The 15,363-nt window shown below is 63.3% G+C and carries 15 protein-coding genes; 10 read left to right on the top strand and 5 right to left on the bottom strand.

Annotated elements, in window-relative coordinates; all coding sequences use genetic code 11:
• The first annotated feature begins 134 nt into the window (after window positions 1-134).
• The 4 genes from rbfA (at window position 135) to pnp (ending at window position 4,485) form a co-directional block, all read left to right on the top strand.
• Complete coding sequence (rbfA, locus tag CT676_RS05055; RefSeq protein ID WP_135214070.1) at window positions 135-566, top strand: 30S ribosome-binding factor RbfA; 432 nt, start codon at window positions 135-137, stop codon at window positions 564-566.
• Window positions 563-1,681, top strand: coding sequence for a tRNA pseudouridine(55) synthase TruB (gene truB, locus CT676_RS05050; RefSeq protein WP_135214069.1), 1,119 nt, complete (start codon window positions 563-565; stop codon window positions 1,679-1,681). Before rbfA ends, truB begins: the two co-directional genes overlap by 4 nt.
• Before the next feature lie 2 nt (window positions 1,682-1,683).
• Window positions 1,684-1,953 (top strand): 30S ribosomal protein S15, encoded by a 270-nt coding sequence (rpsO, locus tag CT676_RS05045; protein ID WP_008131787.1) that lies wholly within the window; start codon window positions 1,684-1,686, stop codon window positions 1,951-1,953.
• Between the two features lie 375 nt (window positions 1,954-2,328).
• Window positions 2,329-4,485, top strand: a complete 2,157-nt coding sequence (gene pnp / locus CT676_RS05040) for a polyribonucleotide nucleotidyltransferase (protein WP_135214068.1) — start codon at window positions 2,329-2,331, stop codon at window positions 4,483-4,485.
• Between the two features lie 76 nt (window positions 4,486-4,561).
• On the opposite strand, the gene katG is transcribed toward pnp, so the two are convergent.
• Window positions 4,562-6,727, bottom strand: coding sequence for a catalase/peroxidase HPI (katG, locus tag CT676_RS05035; RefSeq protein ID WP_135214067.1), 2,166 nt, complete (start codon window positions 6,725-6,727; stop codon window positions 4,562-4,564).
• 114 nt (window positions 6,728-6,841) lie between these two features.
• Here katG and CT676_RS05030 point away from each other — a divergent pair, with 114 nt between their 5' ends.
• From CT676_RS05030 to CT676_RS05010, 5 genes are all read left to right on the top strand, one after another.
• Complete coding sequence (locus tag CT676_RS05030) at window positions 6,842-7,768, top strand: hydrogen peroxide-inducible genes activator (protein WP_028150571.1); 927 nt, start codon at window positions 6,842-6,844, stop codon at window positions 7,766-7,768.
• Window positions 7,769-7,844: 76 nt separating this feature from the next.
• Window positions 7,845-8,309 (top strand): GNAT family N-acetyltransferase, encoded by a 465-nt coding sequence (locus tag CT676_RS05025; protein ID WP_135214066.1) that lies wholly within the window; start codon window positions 7,845-7,847, stop codon window positions 8,307-8,309.
• 90 nt (window positions 8,310-8,399) lie between these two features.
• The gene (locus CT676_RS05020) at window positions 8,400-9,227 is read left to right on the top strand and encodes a hypothetical protein (RefSeq protein WP_135214065.1); all 828 of its coding nucleotides are present in this window, start codon (window positions 8,400-8,402) and stop codon (window positions 9,225-9,227) included.
• Window positions 9,228-9,229: 2 nt separating this feature from the next.
• A complete protein-coding gene (locus CT676_RS05015) occupies window positions 9,230-10,045 on the top strand; it encodes a hypothetical protein (RefSeq protein WP_135214064.1) in 816 nt (271 codons plus the stop codon).
• A gap of 164 nt (window positions 10,046-10,209) precedes the next feature.
• On the top strand, window positions 10,210-10,806 hold the full coding sequence (locus CT676_RS05010) for a glutathione S-transferase family protein (RefSeq protein ID WP_135214063.1): 597 nt from the start codon (window positions 10,210-10,212) through the stop codon (window positions 10,804-10,806).
• A gap of 112 nt (window positions 10,807-10,918) precedes the next feature.
• Here CT676_RS05010 and fabI read toward each other — a convergent pair whose 3' ends face one another.
• The 3 genes from fabI to fabA all read right to left on the bottom strand — a co-directional run bounded on the left by fabI (window position 10,919) and on the right by fabA (window position 13,640).
• The gene (gene fabI / locus CT676_RS05005; protein WP_135214062.1) at window positions 10,919-11,719 is read right to left on the bottom strand and encodes an enoyl-ACP reductase FabI; all 801 of its coding nucleotides are present in this window, start codon (window positions 11,717-11,719) and stop codon (window positions 10,919-10,921) included.
• 135 nt (window positions 11,720-11,854) lie between these two features.
• Window positions 11,855-13,078 carry a beta-ketoacyl-ACP synthase I gene (gene fabB / locus CT676_RS04995; protein ID WP_135214061.1) on the bottom strand — a complete coding sequence of 408 codons (1,224 nt, stop codon included), beginning with the start codon at window positions 13,076-13,078 and terminating at the stop codon, window positions 11,855-11,857.
• A 40-nt stretch (window positions 13,079-13,118) separates the two neighbouring features.
• Window positions 13,119-13,640 (bottom strand): bifunctional 3-hydroxydecanoyl-ACP dehydratase/trans-2-decenoyl-ACP isomerase, encoded by a 522-nt coding sequence (gene fabA, locus CT676_RS04990; protein ID WP_063980149.1) that lies wholly within the window; start codon window positions 13,638-13,640, stop codon window positions 13,119-13,121.
• Window positions 13,641-13,992: 352 nt separating this feature from the next.
• Between fabA and irrA the strand changes: the two genes are divergently transcribed.
• Window positions 13,993-14,472 (top strand): iron response transcriptional regulator IrrA, encoded by a 480-nt coding sequence (gene irrA / locus CT676_RS04985; protein WP_135214060.1) that lies wholly within the window; start codon window positions 13,993-13,995, stop codon window positions 14,470-14,472.
• A gap of 154 nt (window positions 14,473-14,626) precedes the next feature.
• On the opposite strand, the gene CT676_RS04980 is transcribed toward irrA, so the two are convergent.
• Window positions 14,627-15,157 (bottom strand): SH3 domain-containing protein, encoded by a 531-nt coding sequence (locus CT676_RS04980; protein ID WP_071908916.1) that lies wholly within the window; start codon window positions 15,155-15,157, stop codon window positions 14,627-14,629.
• Window positions 15,158-15,363 lie beyond the last annotated feature (206 nt).

Genomic DNA, 15,363 nt, shown 5'->3' with positions numbered 1-15,363 from the left:
CGGATCTTTTTGAGCTGAAATTGCGGGAGTGCGATGGCCGGATTTATTCCGGCCATCCGCGCCGCATTCGTTTCAACAGGACAAATGACAATGCTCGTGTCCCAAACGCGGGCACGACGAGGTGATTTTCAACCATGCCCCGCCACCATCAGAAGAAAAGTTCCGCGCCGGGCGGCTCGCAACGCCAGTTGCGTGTCGGCGAGCAGGTTCGCCACGCGATGGCCGAGATTCTGGCGCAAGGCAATGTGCATGATGCGGACCTCGAAGGTCACATCATCACCGTGCCGGAGGTTCGGATGTCGCCCGACCTGAAGCTCGCAATGGTTTACGTGATGCCGCTCGGTGGCCGCGACACCGAGGTCATCATCGCTGCGCTCGAGCGCAACAAGAAATTCCTGCGCGGCGAAGTCGCGCGGCGCGTTAACCTGAAATTTGCACCTGACCTTCGTTTCCGCGTCGACGAACGATTCGACGAAGCGGAACGGATCGAGAAGCTTTTGCGAACACCTGCGGTGCAGAAGGACCTGGAACAGGATCCGGATTCGGATCGGGAAGAAGAGCGATGACGATGGACCCGGCTCACGGCACGATCGGCGGCGAAGAGACCGATCAGCGCGACGTGCAGAAAAATAATTTTGCGGATCTCGGCGGCGATTCCCAGCCGCATCAGGAGCCGCGCCGCGTCAACAACGATCCCCGCGCCAACAAGCAGAAGGGCAACCAGCCGCGCCGCGACCGCCGCGACGTCCATGGCTGGGTCGTGCTCGACAAGCCGATCGGCATGACCTCGACGCAAGCGGTCGCCGTGCTCAAGCGCCTGTTCAACGCCAAGCGCGCGGGACACGCCGGCACGCTCGACCCGCTCGCCTCCGGCGGCCTGCCGATCGCGCTCGGCGAGGCCACCAAGACGGTTCCCTTCGTGATGGACGGCCGCAAGCGCTACCAGTTCACCGTGTGCTGGGGCGAGGAGCGCGACACCGATGATATCGAGGGCCGGGTCACCGCGACCTCCGACCAGCGCCCGACCCGGGAGGCCATCCTGGCCCTGCTGCCCCGCTTCACCGGGGTGATCGAGCAGATCCCGCCGCGCTATTCCGCGATCAAGGTCCAGGGCGAGCGCGCCTATGACCTGGCCCGCGACGGCGAGGTCGTGGAACTGGCCCCCCGTCCGGTCGAAATTCATCATTTAACCCTTGTGGATCAACCGGATAACGACCGGACGGTGTTCGAGGCGGAGTGCGGCAAGGGCACCTATGTCCGGGCGCTGGCCCGCGATATGGGCCGGATTCTCGGCACTTACGGCCATATTTGCGCGCTGCGGCGGACCCTGGTCGGCCCATTTGACGAGAACGACATGATTCCGCTGGATCAGTTGGAGGCTTTATGCGATAGAGCCGCGTCCGGCGAGGGCAGCCTCGCCGACGCGCTTATGCCCGTTGAGACCGCGCTGGACGACATCCCGGCACTGGCCGTCACTCGGGCTGATGCGGCAAGGCTCCATCGGGGCCAGGCCGTTTTATTGCGCGGACGGGATGCGCCCACTAGTAGCGGCACAGTCTATGTCACGGTGGCAGGCCGTCTATTGGCGCTTGCTGAAGTCGGCAACGGCGAAATCATCCCCAAGCGTGTGTTCAACCTGACCGGTCTGACTGCCAGCACCGGTCGCAACGAGAGAAATTGACGATGTCGATTGCCGCAGAACGCAAAGCGGAAGTCATCAAGACGAATGCCAACAAGGCCGGCGACACCGGCTCGCCGGAGGTTCAGGTCGCGATCCTGTCGGAACGCATCAACAACCTCACCAACCATTTCAAGACCCACGTGAAGGACAACCATTCGCGTCGCGGCCTCTTGAAGCTGGTTTCGACCCGCCGCTCGCTGCTCGACTACCTCAAGAAGAGGGACGAGGCGCGTTACAAGGCGCTGCTCGAGAAGCACAACATTCGTCGTTAAGTGTTCCTGCGCGCGCCACTGGCGCGCGTTTTCGTGCGCGGTTTCGAGCGAAAGCGTTTGTTTAAAGGTTTTTGATCGAGGCTGCGTGCGCGTCGGGTGCGAGCCGTTGACGGCTAGCACCCGGGCACGATGGGCGAGGACCGCAATCCGGTGTTCGCGTTCGTGCCGACTGACAGTCCAGCAGCAATCCGGCGGCTGGGCACAACGGGCAAGGCGCCCGTATGACCCGAAAGGATGGACGCCATCCGAAATCCGAAAACCATGGCAGGATCGCAGGACGCTGATCGCCCGCTTCGATCAACGTCCCGCAATCTTGCGCATGGTTTTTGTTTTTCGGGCCGTCCTTCTTTCGAGAACCCATGAAAGAAGACATCTATGTTCAATAAGCATTCAGTCGAGATCGACTGGGGTGGACGCCCTCTCAAGCTTGAAACCGGCAAGATCGCGCGTCAGGCCGACGGCGCCGTCGTCGCCACCTATGGCGAGACCGTGGTGCTCGCCACCGTCGTCGCGGCGAAGGCGCCGCGCGAAGGCGTCGACTTCCTGCCGCTGACGGTCGACTACCAGGAGAAGACCTACGCAGCCGGCCGCATTCCCGGCGGCTATTTCAAGCGCGAGGGTCGTCCGACCGAGAAGGAGACGCTGGTCTCCCGCCTGATCGACCGTCCGATCCGTCCGCTGTTCGTCGACGGCTGGCGCAACGAGACCCAGGTGATCGTCACCGTGCTGTCGCACGACATGGAGAACGACCCTGACATCGTGGCGCTGGTGGCCTCATCGGCCGCGCTGACCCTGTCCGGCGCGCCCTTCAAGGGCCCGATCGGCGCAGCGCGCGTCGGCTTCGCCAATGACGAGTTCATTCTCAACCCGACGCTCGACGAGATGGTCGACACCCAGCTCGACCTCGTGGTCGCCGGCACGGCCGACGCCGTGCTGATGGTGGAATCGGAAGCCAAGGAGCTCAACGAGGACATCATGCTCGGCGCCGTGATGTTCGGTCACCGCCACTTCCAGCCGGTGATCAACGCCATCATCGAGCTCGCCGAGAAGGCCGCCAAGGAGCCGCGCGAAGTCACGGTGATCGACAATTCGGCGCTCGAGAAGGAAATGCTCGGCCTCGTCGAGCAGGAGCTGCGCGCCGCCTATGCCATTCCGATCAAGCAGGATCGCTACGCCGCGGTCGGCAAGGTCAAGGAAAAGGTGATCGCTCACTACTTCCCCGAAGGCCAGGAGCCGAAATACGACAAGCTGCGCATCGGCGGCGTGTTCAAGGAGCTGGAAGCCAAGATCGTTCGCTGGAACATCCTCGACACCGGCAAGCGCATCGACGGCCGCGATAGCAAGACCGTGCGCAACATCATCGCCGAAGTCGGCGTGCTGCCCCGTGCCCACGGCTCGGCGCTGTTCACCCGCGGCGAGACCCAGGCGCTGGTCGTGACCACGCTCGGCACCGGCGAGGACGAGCAGTACATCGACGCGCTGTCGGGAACGTACAAAGAGACGTTCCTGCTGCACTACAACTTCCCTCCCTACTCGGTCGGTGAGACCGGTCGCCTCGGCGGCACCAAGCGCCGCGAGATCGGCCACGGCAAGCTGGCCTGGCGTGCGATCCACCCGGTGCTGCCGCCGCACCACGAGTTCCCCTACACCACGCGCGTGGTGTCGGAGATCACCGAGTCGAACGGCTCGTCCTCGATGGCTTCGGTCTGCGGCGCCTCGCTGGCGCTGATGGATGCCGGCGTGCCGTTGAAGCGGCCGACCGCGGGCATCGCGATGGGCCTGATCCTCGAAGACAAGCGCTTCGCGGTTCTCTCGGACATCCTCGGTGACGAGGACCATCTCGGCGACATGGACTTCAAGGTGGCCGGCACCGAACAGGGTATCACCTCGCTCCAGATGGACATCAAGATCGAGGGCATCACCGAAGAGATCATGAAGGTCGCACTCGGTCAGGCCAAGGATGGTCGTATCCACATCCTCGGCGAGATGGCCAAGGCGCTCACCAACGCCCGCGCCGAGCTCGGCGAATACGCGCCGCGCATCGAAACCTTCAAGATCGCCACCGACAAGATCCGCGAAGTGATCGGCACCGGCGGCAAGGTGATCCGCGAGATCGTCGAGAAGACCGGCGCCAAGGTCAACATCGAGGACGACGGCACCGTGAAGGTCGCCTCCAGCGACGGCGAGGCGATGAAGGCCGCGATCAAGTGGATCAAGTCGATCGCGTCCGATCCGGAAGTCGGCCAGATCTATGACGGCACCGTCGTCAAGGTGATGGAGTTCGGCGCCTTCGTGAACTTCTTCGGCTCCAAGGACGGTCTCGTTCACATCAGCCAGCTCGCTTCGGCGCGCGTGCAGAAGACCTCCGACGTCGTCAAGGAAGGCGACAAGGTCAAGGTCAAGCTGCTCGGCTTCGACGACCGCGGCAAGACCCGGCTGTCGATGAAGGTGGTCGACCAGACCACCGGCGAAGACCTCGAGGGCAAGGGCGGCGACGGCGAGAAGGCCCAGCGCGAAGCAGCCGGCGAGTAATCGCTCCGCATATCAGAAACACGAAGGGCGGCCTCTCGGCCGCCCTTTTTGTTTGTCGCTTGCTTAAGCCCGGGGATCAGGCCGCGAGGTCGTACCGGTCGAGGTTCATCACCTTGATCCAGGCCTTCACAAAGTCCTGCACGAACTGCTGCTTGGCGTCCGACGAGGCATAGACCTCGGCGAAGGCGCGGAGCTGCGAGTGCGCACCGAAGATCAGATCGGCGCGCGTGCCGGTCCACTTCACCGCGTTGGTCTTGCGGTCGCGGGCCTCGTAGCTGCCGTCAGCCGCTGGCGTCCACTGCGCGCTCATGTCGAGCAGGTTGACGAAGAAGTCGTTGCTCAGCGTGCCCACCTTCGCGGTTAGGACGCCGTGCTTCGAACCGTTCGCATTGGCGCCGAGCACACGCAGGCCACCGACCAGCACGGTCAGCTCGGGTCCGCTCAGCTTCAGCAGCTGCGCGCGATCGACGAGGGCTTCCTCCTGATGCAGGAACTGATGCTTCTTGCCGACGTAGTTGCGGAAACCATCGGCCCGCGGCTCCAGCGGGGCGAAGGAGTCCGCGTCGGTCTGCTCCTGCGAGGCATCCATGCGGCCCGGCGTGAAGCCAACCTTCACGTCAACGCCGGTATCCTTCGCGGCCTTCTCGACCGCGGCAGAACCGCCGAGGACGATGAGGTCGGCGAGCGAGACCTTCTTCGCACCGGCCGATGCGTTGAAGTCCTTCTGGATCGCTTCGAGCTTGCCGAGGACCTTGGAGAGCTGAGCCGGCTGGTTCACCTCCCAATCCTTCTGGGGGGCCAGACGGATGCGCGCGCCGTTGGCGCCGCCGCGCTTGTCCGAGCCGCGGAACGTCGAGGCCGACGCCCACGCGGTCGAGACCAGCTCGGAGACCGAGAGGCCCGAAGCCAGGATCTTGGTCTTCAGCGCGGCGATGTCCTGGTCGCCGACCAGCTCGTGGTTCACCTTCGGAATCGGATCCTGCCAGATCAGCGTTTCCTTCGGCACCAGCGGGCCGAGATAGCGCTGGATCGGACCCATGTCGCGGTGGGTGAGCTTGAACCAGGCGCGGGCAAAGGCGTCCGCGAACTGATCCGGGTTTTCCAGGAAGCGACGCGAGATCTTCTCGTAGGCCGGATCGAGGCGCAGCGAGAGGTCGGTCGTCAGCATCGTCGGCCGGTGCTTCTTCGACTTGTCGAAGGCATCCGGAATGATCGCCTCGGCGCCCTTGGCCGTCCACTGATTCGCGCCGCCCGGGCTCTTCGTCAGCTCCCATTCGTACTTGAACAGGTTCTCGAAGAAGTTGTTGCTCCACTTCGTCGGCGTCGTCGTCCAGGTCACCTCGAGACCGCTGGTGATGGAATCACCCGCCAGGCCCGAAGCGTGCTTGCTCTTCCAGCCGAGGCCCTGGTCTTCGAGCGCACCCGCTTCCGGCTCCGGACCGACCAGCGACGGATCGCCCGCGCCGTGGGTCTTGCCGAAGGTGTGGCCGCCGGCGATCAGCGCGACGGTTTCCTCGTCGTTCATCGCCATGCGGGCGAACGTCTCGCGGATGTCCTTGGCCGCGGCGACCGGGTCAGGCTTGCCGTTCGGGCCTTCCGGATTGACGTAGATCAGGCCCATCTGCACCGCGCCGAGCGGCTCGGCGAGCTGGCGTTCGCCGCTGTAGCGCTCGTCGCCCAGCCACGTGCCTTCAGGACCCCAATAGAGCTCTTCCGGCTCCCACACGTCGGCGCGGCCGCCGGCGAAGCCGAAGGTCTTGAAGCCCATCGATTCCAGCGCGACGTTGCCGGCGAGCACCATCAGATCAGCCCAGGAGATCTTGCGGCCGTATTTCTGCTTGATCGGCCAGAGCAGACGGCGCGCCTTGTCGAGATTGGCGTTGTCGGGCCAGCTGTTGAGCGGTGCGAAACGCTGCTGACCGGCACCGGCGCCACCGCGGCCGTCCGTGGTGCGATACGTGCCGGCGCTGTGCCAAGCCATGCGGATCATGAGGCCGCCATAGTGGCCGAAATCGGCGGGCCACCATTCCTGCGAGTCCGTCATCAGAGCCGTCAGGTCCTTGATGACGGCATTCAGGTCGAGCGACTTGAACTCCTTGGCATAGTCGAACTCCTTGCCCATCGGGTCGGACAGGGTGGAATTCTTGTGCAGCATCTCGATGCTGAGCTGGGTCGGCCACCAGTCGCGGTTCACGCGCGTGGGTTTTCCGCCCGAAAACGGGCACTTCGAAGTGTCATCCATGAATACCTCCTCTGGTGGCGTCGAACTCGCGCCTTTAACCAGGTAGAATTACTCTAGGCTTCGCATTCGATCAGGGGAAGTTGACTTTAATGATCGCTGCGATAGGATTTTCTGATGGCCAACGTGACGATGCGCCAGCTCAGATATTTCGACGCGCTGGCGCGTCACGGCCATTTCGGCCGCGCGGCGGAGGCAAGCTCGATCTCCCAGCCGGCCCTGTCGATGCAGATCAAGGAACTGGAGGAGGCGCTCGGCGGCCTGCTGCTGGAGCGCAGCGCCCGGCAGGTGGCGCTGACCCGGTTCGGCGAGGAACTCGCACCGCGCGTCCGCGACATCCTGCGCTCGGTCGATGAGCTCGGCGATTTCGCACGCGCCTCGCAGGACCGGTTTGCGGGCCGGCTGCGGATCGGCATGATCCCGACGATCGCGCCCTATCTGCTGCCGAAGATCACCAAGAATCTCACGCGCATGCATCCGGAGCTCGACATCCGCGTGCGCGAGACGATGACGCCGCGGCTGATCCAGGAACTGGTCGAAGGCCGGCTCGACACGGCCATCGTCGCACTGCCGGTGTCCGAGCCTTCGCTCACTGAAGTCGCGCTGTTCGATGAAAAATTCCTGCTGGTGCGGCCGGGCTCCGACGAAGGCACACCGGTGCCATCACGCGAGATGATGCGCGAGATGCGGCTGCTGCTGCTCGAAGAGGGGCACTGCTTCCGCGATCAGGCGCTGTCGTTCTGCAACATGCAATCGGCGCCGCCGCGCGAGATGCTGGATGCGAATTCGCTGTCGACGCTGGTCCAGATGGTCAGCGCCGGAATCGGCGTCACCTTGATCCCGGAAATGGCGGTGTCGGTGGAGACACGATCGGCCTCGGTCTCGCTGTCGCGCTTCCGCGATCCCGAGCCCTCGCGCACCATCGGCATGGTCTGGCGCAAGACCAGCCCGCTGGCGCGGCAGCTGCTGCAGATCTCCGAGGTGGTGTGCCTGTCGGCCGGCAAGGCGCGCCCGCGGCAAGCCACGCGCGGCCAACGTGGGTAGGCGGGAATTTTCCTGAATAGCCGGGATCATTCAAGCGAGCCCCCGCGCAAGGCGGCAGATCGAACTGAGAGCACCAATGTCTGATCCCGTCATCCGTCCCGCGCGCACCGACGAATATGACGAGATCGGCCGCGTCTGGATGGAAAGCTGGGTCTCCACCGGCCTCGCCGAGGCGAGCGAGTTCCTGCTGGCAAATCTGCGCGCACGCATCAGGCGCGAGATCGAGAACGGCTGGAGCCTGTTCGTGGCCGACGACAACGGCACGATCGCCGCCATGCTGGCGCTGCATCTGCCAAAACTCTATCTCGACATGCTTTTCGTCGGGCCCGCCTACCAGGGCCAATCGCTCGGACGGCAGTTGCTCGCCTTCACGCGCACGCAAATGCCGGATGAAATGTACCTGCGCTGCGTCCGCGAAAACGAAAGAGCCTGGCGCTGGTACGAGCGCGAAGGCTTTGTGTTCGAGAAGGAAGAGATCGAGCCCTCGAACGGGTTCGTGATGAAGTATTATCGGTGGAAGCGGCAGCGGCTCACCGGATAGACAGCGATCCCGGGCTGCAGCTTGCGGTTGTCACGATCCCACCCTAGTGTGGCGTATCCGATGACCTCCCGCCTCTGATCCTTGGAATCCATGTTTCGACTTGCTGCCCCGGTGCTCATCCTGCTGTCCTTCCTGACTTCGGCAGCAGCGCAAACCCCTCTCGCTCCCGCCGCTCAGACCGCACCATCGGCAAAGCCGACAGCCAAGAAAGCGACGACGAAGCCGAAGGCGGCGCCGAAGCCTGCGGAGGCGGCGACTGCCGGTCCTTGCGGCGTCGGCGTGATTGCGGGGACCGGGGACATCTTTGTCGTCCAGAAGATCGGTCTGACCGTGTTCGGCAACGACTATGCCGAAGTCCCGGTATCCTGGGGCCTTGACGATCTTGTCTTTGCGCGGGTGCGGGCCGCAGCAGGCAACACGCCGGTGCGACGGATCACTTACGCCAAGGGCGCACTCGATTCCTACTACCACCCCAAATCCGGCCTGTTTCGCAATCAGCGCGAGGAGCTGTCGAACCTGATCCGGCAGGTCGCGGGCAATGCCGGTTGCGAGCGCTATCTCGTCGTCATGCGCAGCGAAGGACAGCTTGACGGGACCAATCAGTCGCTCAGCGGCGTCGGCATCTTCAGCCGGGGTGTCGGTCTCATCTCCTACGCGTATGTCTTCGCCTATATCGGCGTGACATGGGTCGATGGCCGCACCTTCGAAATCATGAAGGGCCCCGCCGTGACGTTCGAAGGTGTCATGAAGCATATGGCAGACAACTTCGTTTCGAACGAGCTTTTGCAGAAGGTGGACAAGTCCATATTTCCGGAGACGGCCGCGGACTCCGCCAACAACACCGCCCTGCGCGACACCACGCGCGACTTCCTGACCAAACGGCTGGACAAGATCCTGCCGCCATATTTCGCGCAGTGACGATGCTGAAAGGAAGCCAAGCTCGTAAGAAAGCGACGATCAAGGCGATGCAGGCCTTCGCGATAATCGTCGCGGCTCATCTGCTCTCGACGGCGGGAGTCGGGGCCCAGGCTGCGTCAAAGACGAGCACGGCCAAGTCATCGAACGCGTCCCCAACGACACCAGCAGAGAGCGGCCCATGTCAGATCGGCGTCATCCCGATCGCCGGCGATCTCTTCATGATTAAGAACTTCGGTCCCCTGGAGTTCCTCGACAAATACTCGCGGGCCTCCGTGACCACGTGGGCACTCGACGACCTCGTCGTGTCCCGTGTTCGCGCGGCTGCGCCCGGCCGCTCCGTGCGTAGAATCTCCTACACAAGGGAAGAGTTGAAATCCGGTGGCCGGCGGGAGCAAAATCCGTTCTTCTACCGTGCCGAAAGAGACATCGCGGACTTCGTTCGGTTTCTCGCACCAAGACTCCGTTGCGAACGTTATGTCGTCGTGCACCGGCACGGCGGAACGCATCGCGAATACGGCATTGGAATCTCGCGGTACCCCTACGACGGATCCGTGCATCTCTACGCGATAATGTACATCCGTGTTTACGACGGCGGGACTTTTACGTTGATCAAGGAAGCGCAGGCCTTGATGACTGACGACACCTACGTCGACCGCTTGCTGCGCAATCCGCTTGGTGGACCATCGCGCGAGCTGGATCGGACAATGTTTCCGGAGAAGCCTGCGGATGTTGCCAATAATCCGGTACTGCGCGACGGCGTGCGCGCCATGCTGACGGCAAGTCTCGACAAGACATTGCCGCCCTTGCTCCGGCACTAGGACATCCTGCGCGCTGCTTGAGAACGCCACCGTCAACCGGTCGCGTTGACCAACATGTCGTTCGCGCAGCTGACCTCTTGCCTAGGCGTAGTGCGTTGCGAATACGCGGCAAACGCGCCATGAATTGCGCGCTGTTTACCTCTCGCCGATGAAAGGTCCGCTCCATGATCAAGCTCTATTGGTCGCCACGCTCGCGCTCGTTCACGACGCTCTGGCTGATGGAAGAGAGCGGGCTGCCCTATGAGCGCGTGCTGACCGACATCTCGACCGGTGCGCAGAAAGCGTCGGATTATTTGAAGGTGAATCCGATGGGCAAGGTGCCGGCGCTCAGCGACGGCGATGCCGCGCTCGGCGAAGCCGCCGCGATCTGCGCCTACATCGCCGACCGCTATCCCGACACGAAGCTGGCGCCTGCCGTGGCCGACCCGCGCCGTGCGCGCTATCTGCAATGGCTGTTCTTCTCGCCGGGCTGCATCGAGCCTGCCATCATCCAGATCTTCACCAAGATCGAGATCCCGACCTCGACCGCGGCCTGGGGCAGCGCGACACAGGTGTTCGACGTGCTGGAAGCTGCGCTCGCGAAGGGACCGTGGATCCTCGGCGAGGAATTTTCGGCCGCCGACATCACGGTCGGCTCCGGCCTGAACTTCGCGGTCCGCCTGTTCAAGATGGTGCCGTCGCGCCCGGCCTTCGATGCCTATCTCGCGCGCTGCATGGCGCGGCCGGCGTTCCAGCGGGCGGAAAAGATCGCGGCGGGGTGAGGCAAGCTCAGAACTCGTAGGGTGGGCAAAGCGGAGCGTGCCCACCGCGTCTCTCTGCGATCGAGGAGAGATGGTGGGCACGGCGCTCTGCGCCTTTGCCCACCCTACGAAATCACTCTGACGATTTCAAATCGTCGGGCCTCGGCATCAGGATGATGTTGTAGCCGGAATCGACATAGTGGATCTCGCCGGTCACACCGCCGGAGAGATCCGACAACAGATACAGCGCCGAGCCGCCGAGCTCGTCGAGCGTGACGCCGCGGCGGAGCGGCGAATGTTTCTGCATGAAACCGAACATCGCACGCGCCTCGCCGATGCCCGAGCCGGCGAGCGTACGGATGGGGCCTGCGGAGATCGCGTTGACGCGGATGCCGCGCGGTCCGAAATCGGAGGCGAGGTAGCGCACGGAAGCTTCCAGCGCCGCCTTGGCGACGCCCATCACGTTGTAATTCGGCATCGCGCGCTCCGAGGCGCCGAAGGTCAGCGTGATCATGCTGCCGCCCTCCGTCATCAGCTCGGCGGCGCGTTTGGCGACCTCCGTGAACGAGAAGCAGGAGATCACCATGGTGCGCGAAAAGTTCTCGCGGCTGGTGTCGGCGTAGCGGCCCTTCAGCTCGTTCTTGTCGGCAAAGCCGATGGCGTGGATGACGAAATCGAGCTTGCCCCATTTCTCGCGCAGCACGGCGAAGGTCGCATCAACGCTGGCGATGTCCTCGACGTCGCAAGGCAGCACCAATTCCACGCCGAGCTGCTCCGCCAATGGCTTGACGCGCTTGCCCAGCGCCTCGCCCTGGAAGGTGAAGGCAAGCTCGGCACCGTGGGCATGCAGCGCCTTCGCCATGCCCCAGGCGATCGAATGATCATTGGCGATGCCCATGATCAGACCGCGCTTGCCTTTCATCAGTCCTTCCATTGCCTCGTAACTCCACTATTCGATGTCATCGCCCGCGCAGGCGGGCGATCCAGTATTCCAGAGATGATCGTGATAGATCGAGAAGCCGCGGCGTACTGGATGCCCCGCCTTCGCGGGGCATGACAAAGTCCGTGCTCACACATCCAGCCGGCTGAACACCAGCGTGGCGTTGGTGCCGCCGAAGCCGAAGGAGTTCGACAGCACGGTGCCGATCTTGACGTTGTCGATGCGCTTGCGCACGATCGGCATGTCGGCAAACACGGGATCGAGCTCCTGGATGTGAGCGCTCTCGCAGATGAAGCCGTTGTTCATCATGAGCAGCGAGTAGATCGCCTCCTGCACACCGGTTGCGCCCAGCGAGTGACCGGTCAGCGCCTTGGTCGCCGAGATCGGCGGGCACTTCTCGCCGGCACCGAACACGCGGCGGAGCGCGTCGATCTCCGGCGGATCGCCTGCCGGCGTCGAGGTCGCGTGCGGATTGATGTAATCGACCTTGGTCTTCACCGTCGACATCGCCATGCGCATGCAGCGCTCGGCGCCTTCACCGGAGGGCGCGACCATGTCGTAGCCGTCCGACGTCGCGCCGTAGCCGACGATCTCGCCGTAAATGCGCGCGCCGCGCGCCTTGGCATGTTCGAGCTCTTCCAGCACCAGCACGCCGGCGCCGCCGGCAATGACGAAGCCGTCGCGGTTGACGTCATAGGGACGCGAGGCGGTGGCGGGCGTATCGTTGTACTTCGACGACATCGCGCCCATGGCGTCGAACAGCACCGAGAGCGACCAGTCCAGCTCCTCGCAGCCGCCGGCGAAAATGATGTCCTGCTTGCCGATCTGGATCGTCTCATAGGCGTTGCCGACGCAATGGTTCGACGTCGCGCAGGCCGAGGAGATCGAATAGTTCACGCCCTTGATCTTGAACCAGGTCGCGAGCGTCGCGGAGGCCGTGGACGACATCGCCTTCGGCACGGCAAACGGTCCGACGCGCTTCGGCCCCTTGGTGCGGGTGATGTCGGCGGATTCGACGATGGTGCGGGCCGACGGGCCGCCGGAACCCATGATGATGCCGGTGCGGATGTTGGAGATATCTTCGGACGACAGACCGGAATCCTGGATCGCCTGCTCCATCGCGATATGATTCCACCCCGCGCCCTGGCCGAGGAAGCGCATCGCACGCCGGTCGACGACCGTCGCAGGATCAATCGTCGGCGCACCTTGCACCTGCGAACGGAAGCCGAGTTCGGCATATTTCTCAGCCCGCGAAATGCCTGACTTCGCCTCGTGAAGGCTCGCAAGCACTTCCTGGGTGTTGTTTCCGATGGACGAGACGATACCCATCCCGGTGACCACAACCCGCCTCATGACAGCCTCGCCTAAATCATTGTCTTTCTTGGTGATGCGCTCAGCCCAGGCTCACGCCCTGCTTGAACAGGCCGACCTTCAGATCCTTCGCGCGATAGATAATCTGGTCATCGACCGAAAGCCATCCGTCGGCGATACCGAGCACCAGCTTTGAACGCATCACGCGCTTGATATCGATGTTGTACACAACCTTACGGGCCTCGGGCAGCACCTGGCCGCTGAACTTCAGCTCGTTCAGGCCAAGGGCGCGGCCGCGCCCTTCACCGCCGCTCCAGCCCAAATAGAAGCCGACCATTTGCCACAGCGCATCGAGGCCGAGGCAGCCGGGCATGACGGGATCGTTCTTGAAGTGGCAGCCGAAGAACCAGAGGTCGGGCTTCACGTCGAGCTCGGCCCGCACCATTCCCTTGCCGAACTCCCCGCCATTGTCGTTGATTTCCGCGATGCGGTCGAACATCAGCATCGGCGGCAGCGGCAGCTGGGCATTGCCCGGGCCGAACATTTCGCCGCGGCCGCATGCCAGCAGATCTTCGTATTCGTAGCCGTTGCGCCTGTTCAGCATGCGGAAGCCTCTGTTCAAATCCCGATTGAGCGGCGTTTCTGGCGAAAATGGGCCCCGTTTCGTTCGGAAAGCCGCGCCAATTCCCGTCATGAGGCGCGACTGCCACGAGCCAGGATGGACTGCGGGCCGGGCCTCAATGCCCGGCTGCGCCATAATCGGCCAAGCGGAACCGGGGGCTCTCTAACACAGGCATTTCGGGTGGCAAAGCGATCTCATGAAGGTAAAGTGACCACCTGCTCGCCCGGTTCCATTTCTCATTAGAACCTCTCTAGTTGCGAGAAACTTGCATCTGCATCTATCTGTCCATATATTGCATATAGATGCAGTGTCCACGCGTGCCCGAAATCTGGAAATGAGCGAGAATCCCGCGCCCCATCACGACGACGACGTCCATTCCGCCGGCCGCCAGCCGGCCTTGACCGGCTGCCCGTGGCACGACGTCAACGAAATGCTCCAGTCCGCGGGGCTTCGTCCGACGCGCCAGCGCATGGCGCTCGGCTGGCTCCTGTTCGGCAAGGGTGCTCGCCACCTCACGGCTGAAATGCTCTATGAGGAGGCGACGCTGGCCAAGGTGCCGGTGTCGCTCGCGACCGTCTACAACACGCTGAACCAGCTGACCGATGCCGGCCTGCTGCGCCAAGTCAGCGTCGACGGCACCAAGACCTATTTCGACACCAACGTCACCACCCACCACCATTATTACCTCGAGAACAGCCACGAGCTAGTCGATATCGAGGATCCGCATCTGGCGCTGTCTAAGATGCCGGAGGTGCCCGAGGGTTACGAGATCGCGCGCATCGACATGGTCGTGCGCCTGCGCAAGAAGCGCTGAAGATCGATCCAAAGCTGCTGAATTTGTCGTCATGGCCGGGCTTGTCCCGGCCATTGTCGTTTTACGCTGTCATTCCGGGATGGTCCGAAGGACCAGACCTCAGATGCGCAATTACGCATCGGGGAATCTCGAGATCCCGGGATGACCCTTCGGGTCAGTTGACCTGCTCGTCCGAATAAACGCCCCAGAGGCGCTCCTGCTGGATCCAGCCGTCAAAGCCGTTGCCGGTGACGCGACACCAGTTTGCAGTGCACTTCTTGACCTGCGTGACGACGCCGGCCTGGAGCTTGGCCGCAACCGCGCTGTCGAGATCGGCGCGGTCGTAGATCGGGGCGAGGTCGTCCTTGTGCTTCATGGTGACGACCGCAGTGCGGCGGCCCGACAGCAGCGAATGATAGACCCAGCCCTCAGCGCCTTCGGAATCGCGCACCCGGCGCCAGTTCTCGAACTCGGCGGTGATTTCGACCGGCAGGCCGGCGCGGGTGTAGACCCAGGCGACGTCATTGTCCTTGGTCGGGCCGGCGCGCACGTTCACATGATCCGATTTGAGGCTGACATAACGCGGCACCGGCAGGCCGCTCGCGGTCTGGGGGGTGCTGTCCTTCGCCGAATGCCCGGGGCTGACCGAGGCGCTCAACCAGGTGCAAACGAGCGCCATCACCGAACAAAAACGCCCCAACGCCATCAACCCGTCTCCTGTCGAGGGCCCCGCCACGCCGGGCCCTCACCCCAAAATCAGAACCTGCCGCGCAAGCCCCTCGCCCGTGTTCCCGAAGCCTTAACCCGTGGTTCTTGTCTTGGCCCGGCCTTCTGCTAGAGAGGACGGACACTTGAACAACCAGTTTGCCCCGATTTTCCGGTCGGAAATGTCGGGAGAGCTTGAAGGAAGCG

Source organism: Bradyrhizobium sp. MOS001, from assembly GCF_004634465.1.
In the GTDB taxonomy this organism is placed as follows: Bacteria; Pseudomonadota; Alphaproteobacteria; order Rhizobiales; family Xanthobacteraceae; genus Bradyrhizobium; species Bradyrhizobium barranii.
Note: the sequence above shows the minus strand (reverse complement) of the source record. Positions and strands in the feature narration are given on the sequence as shown.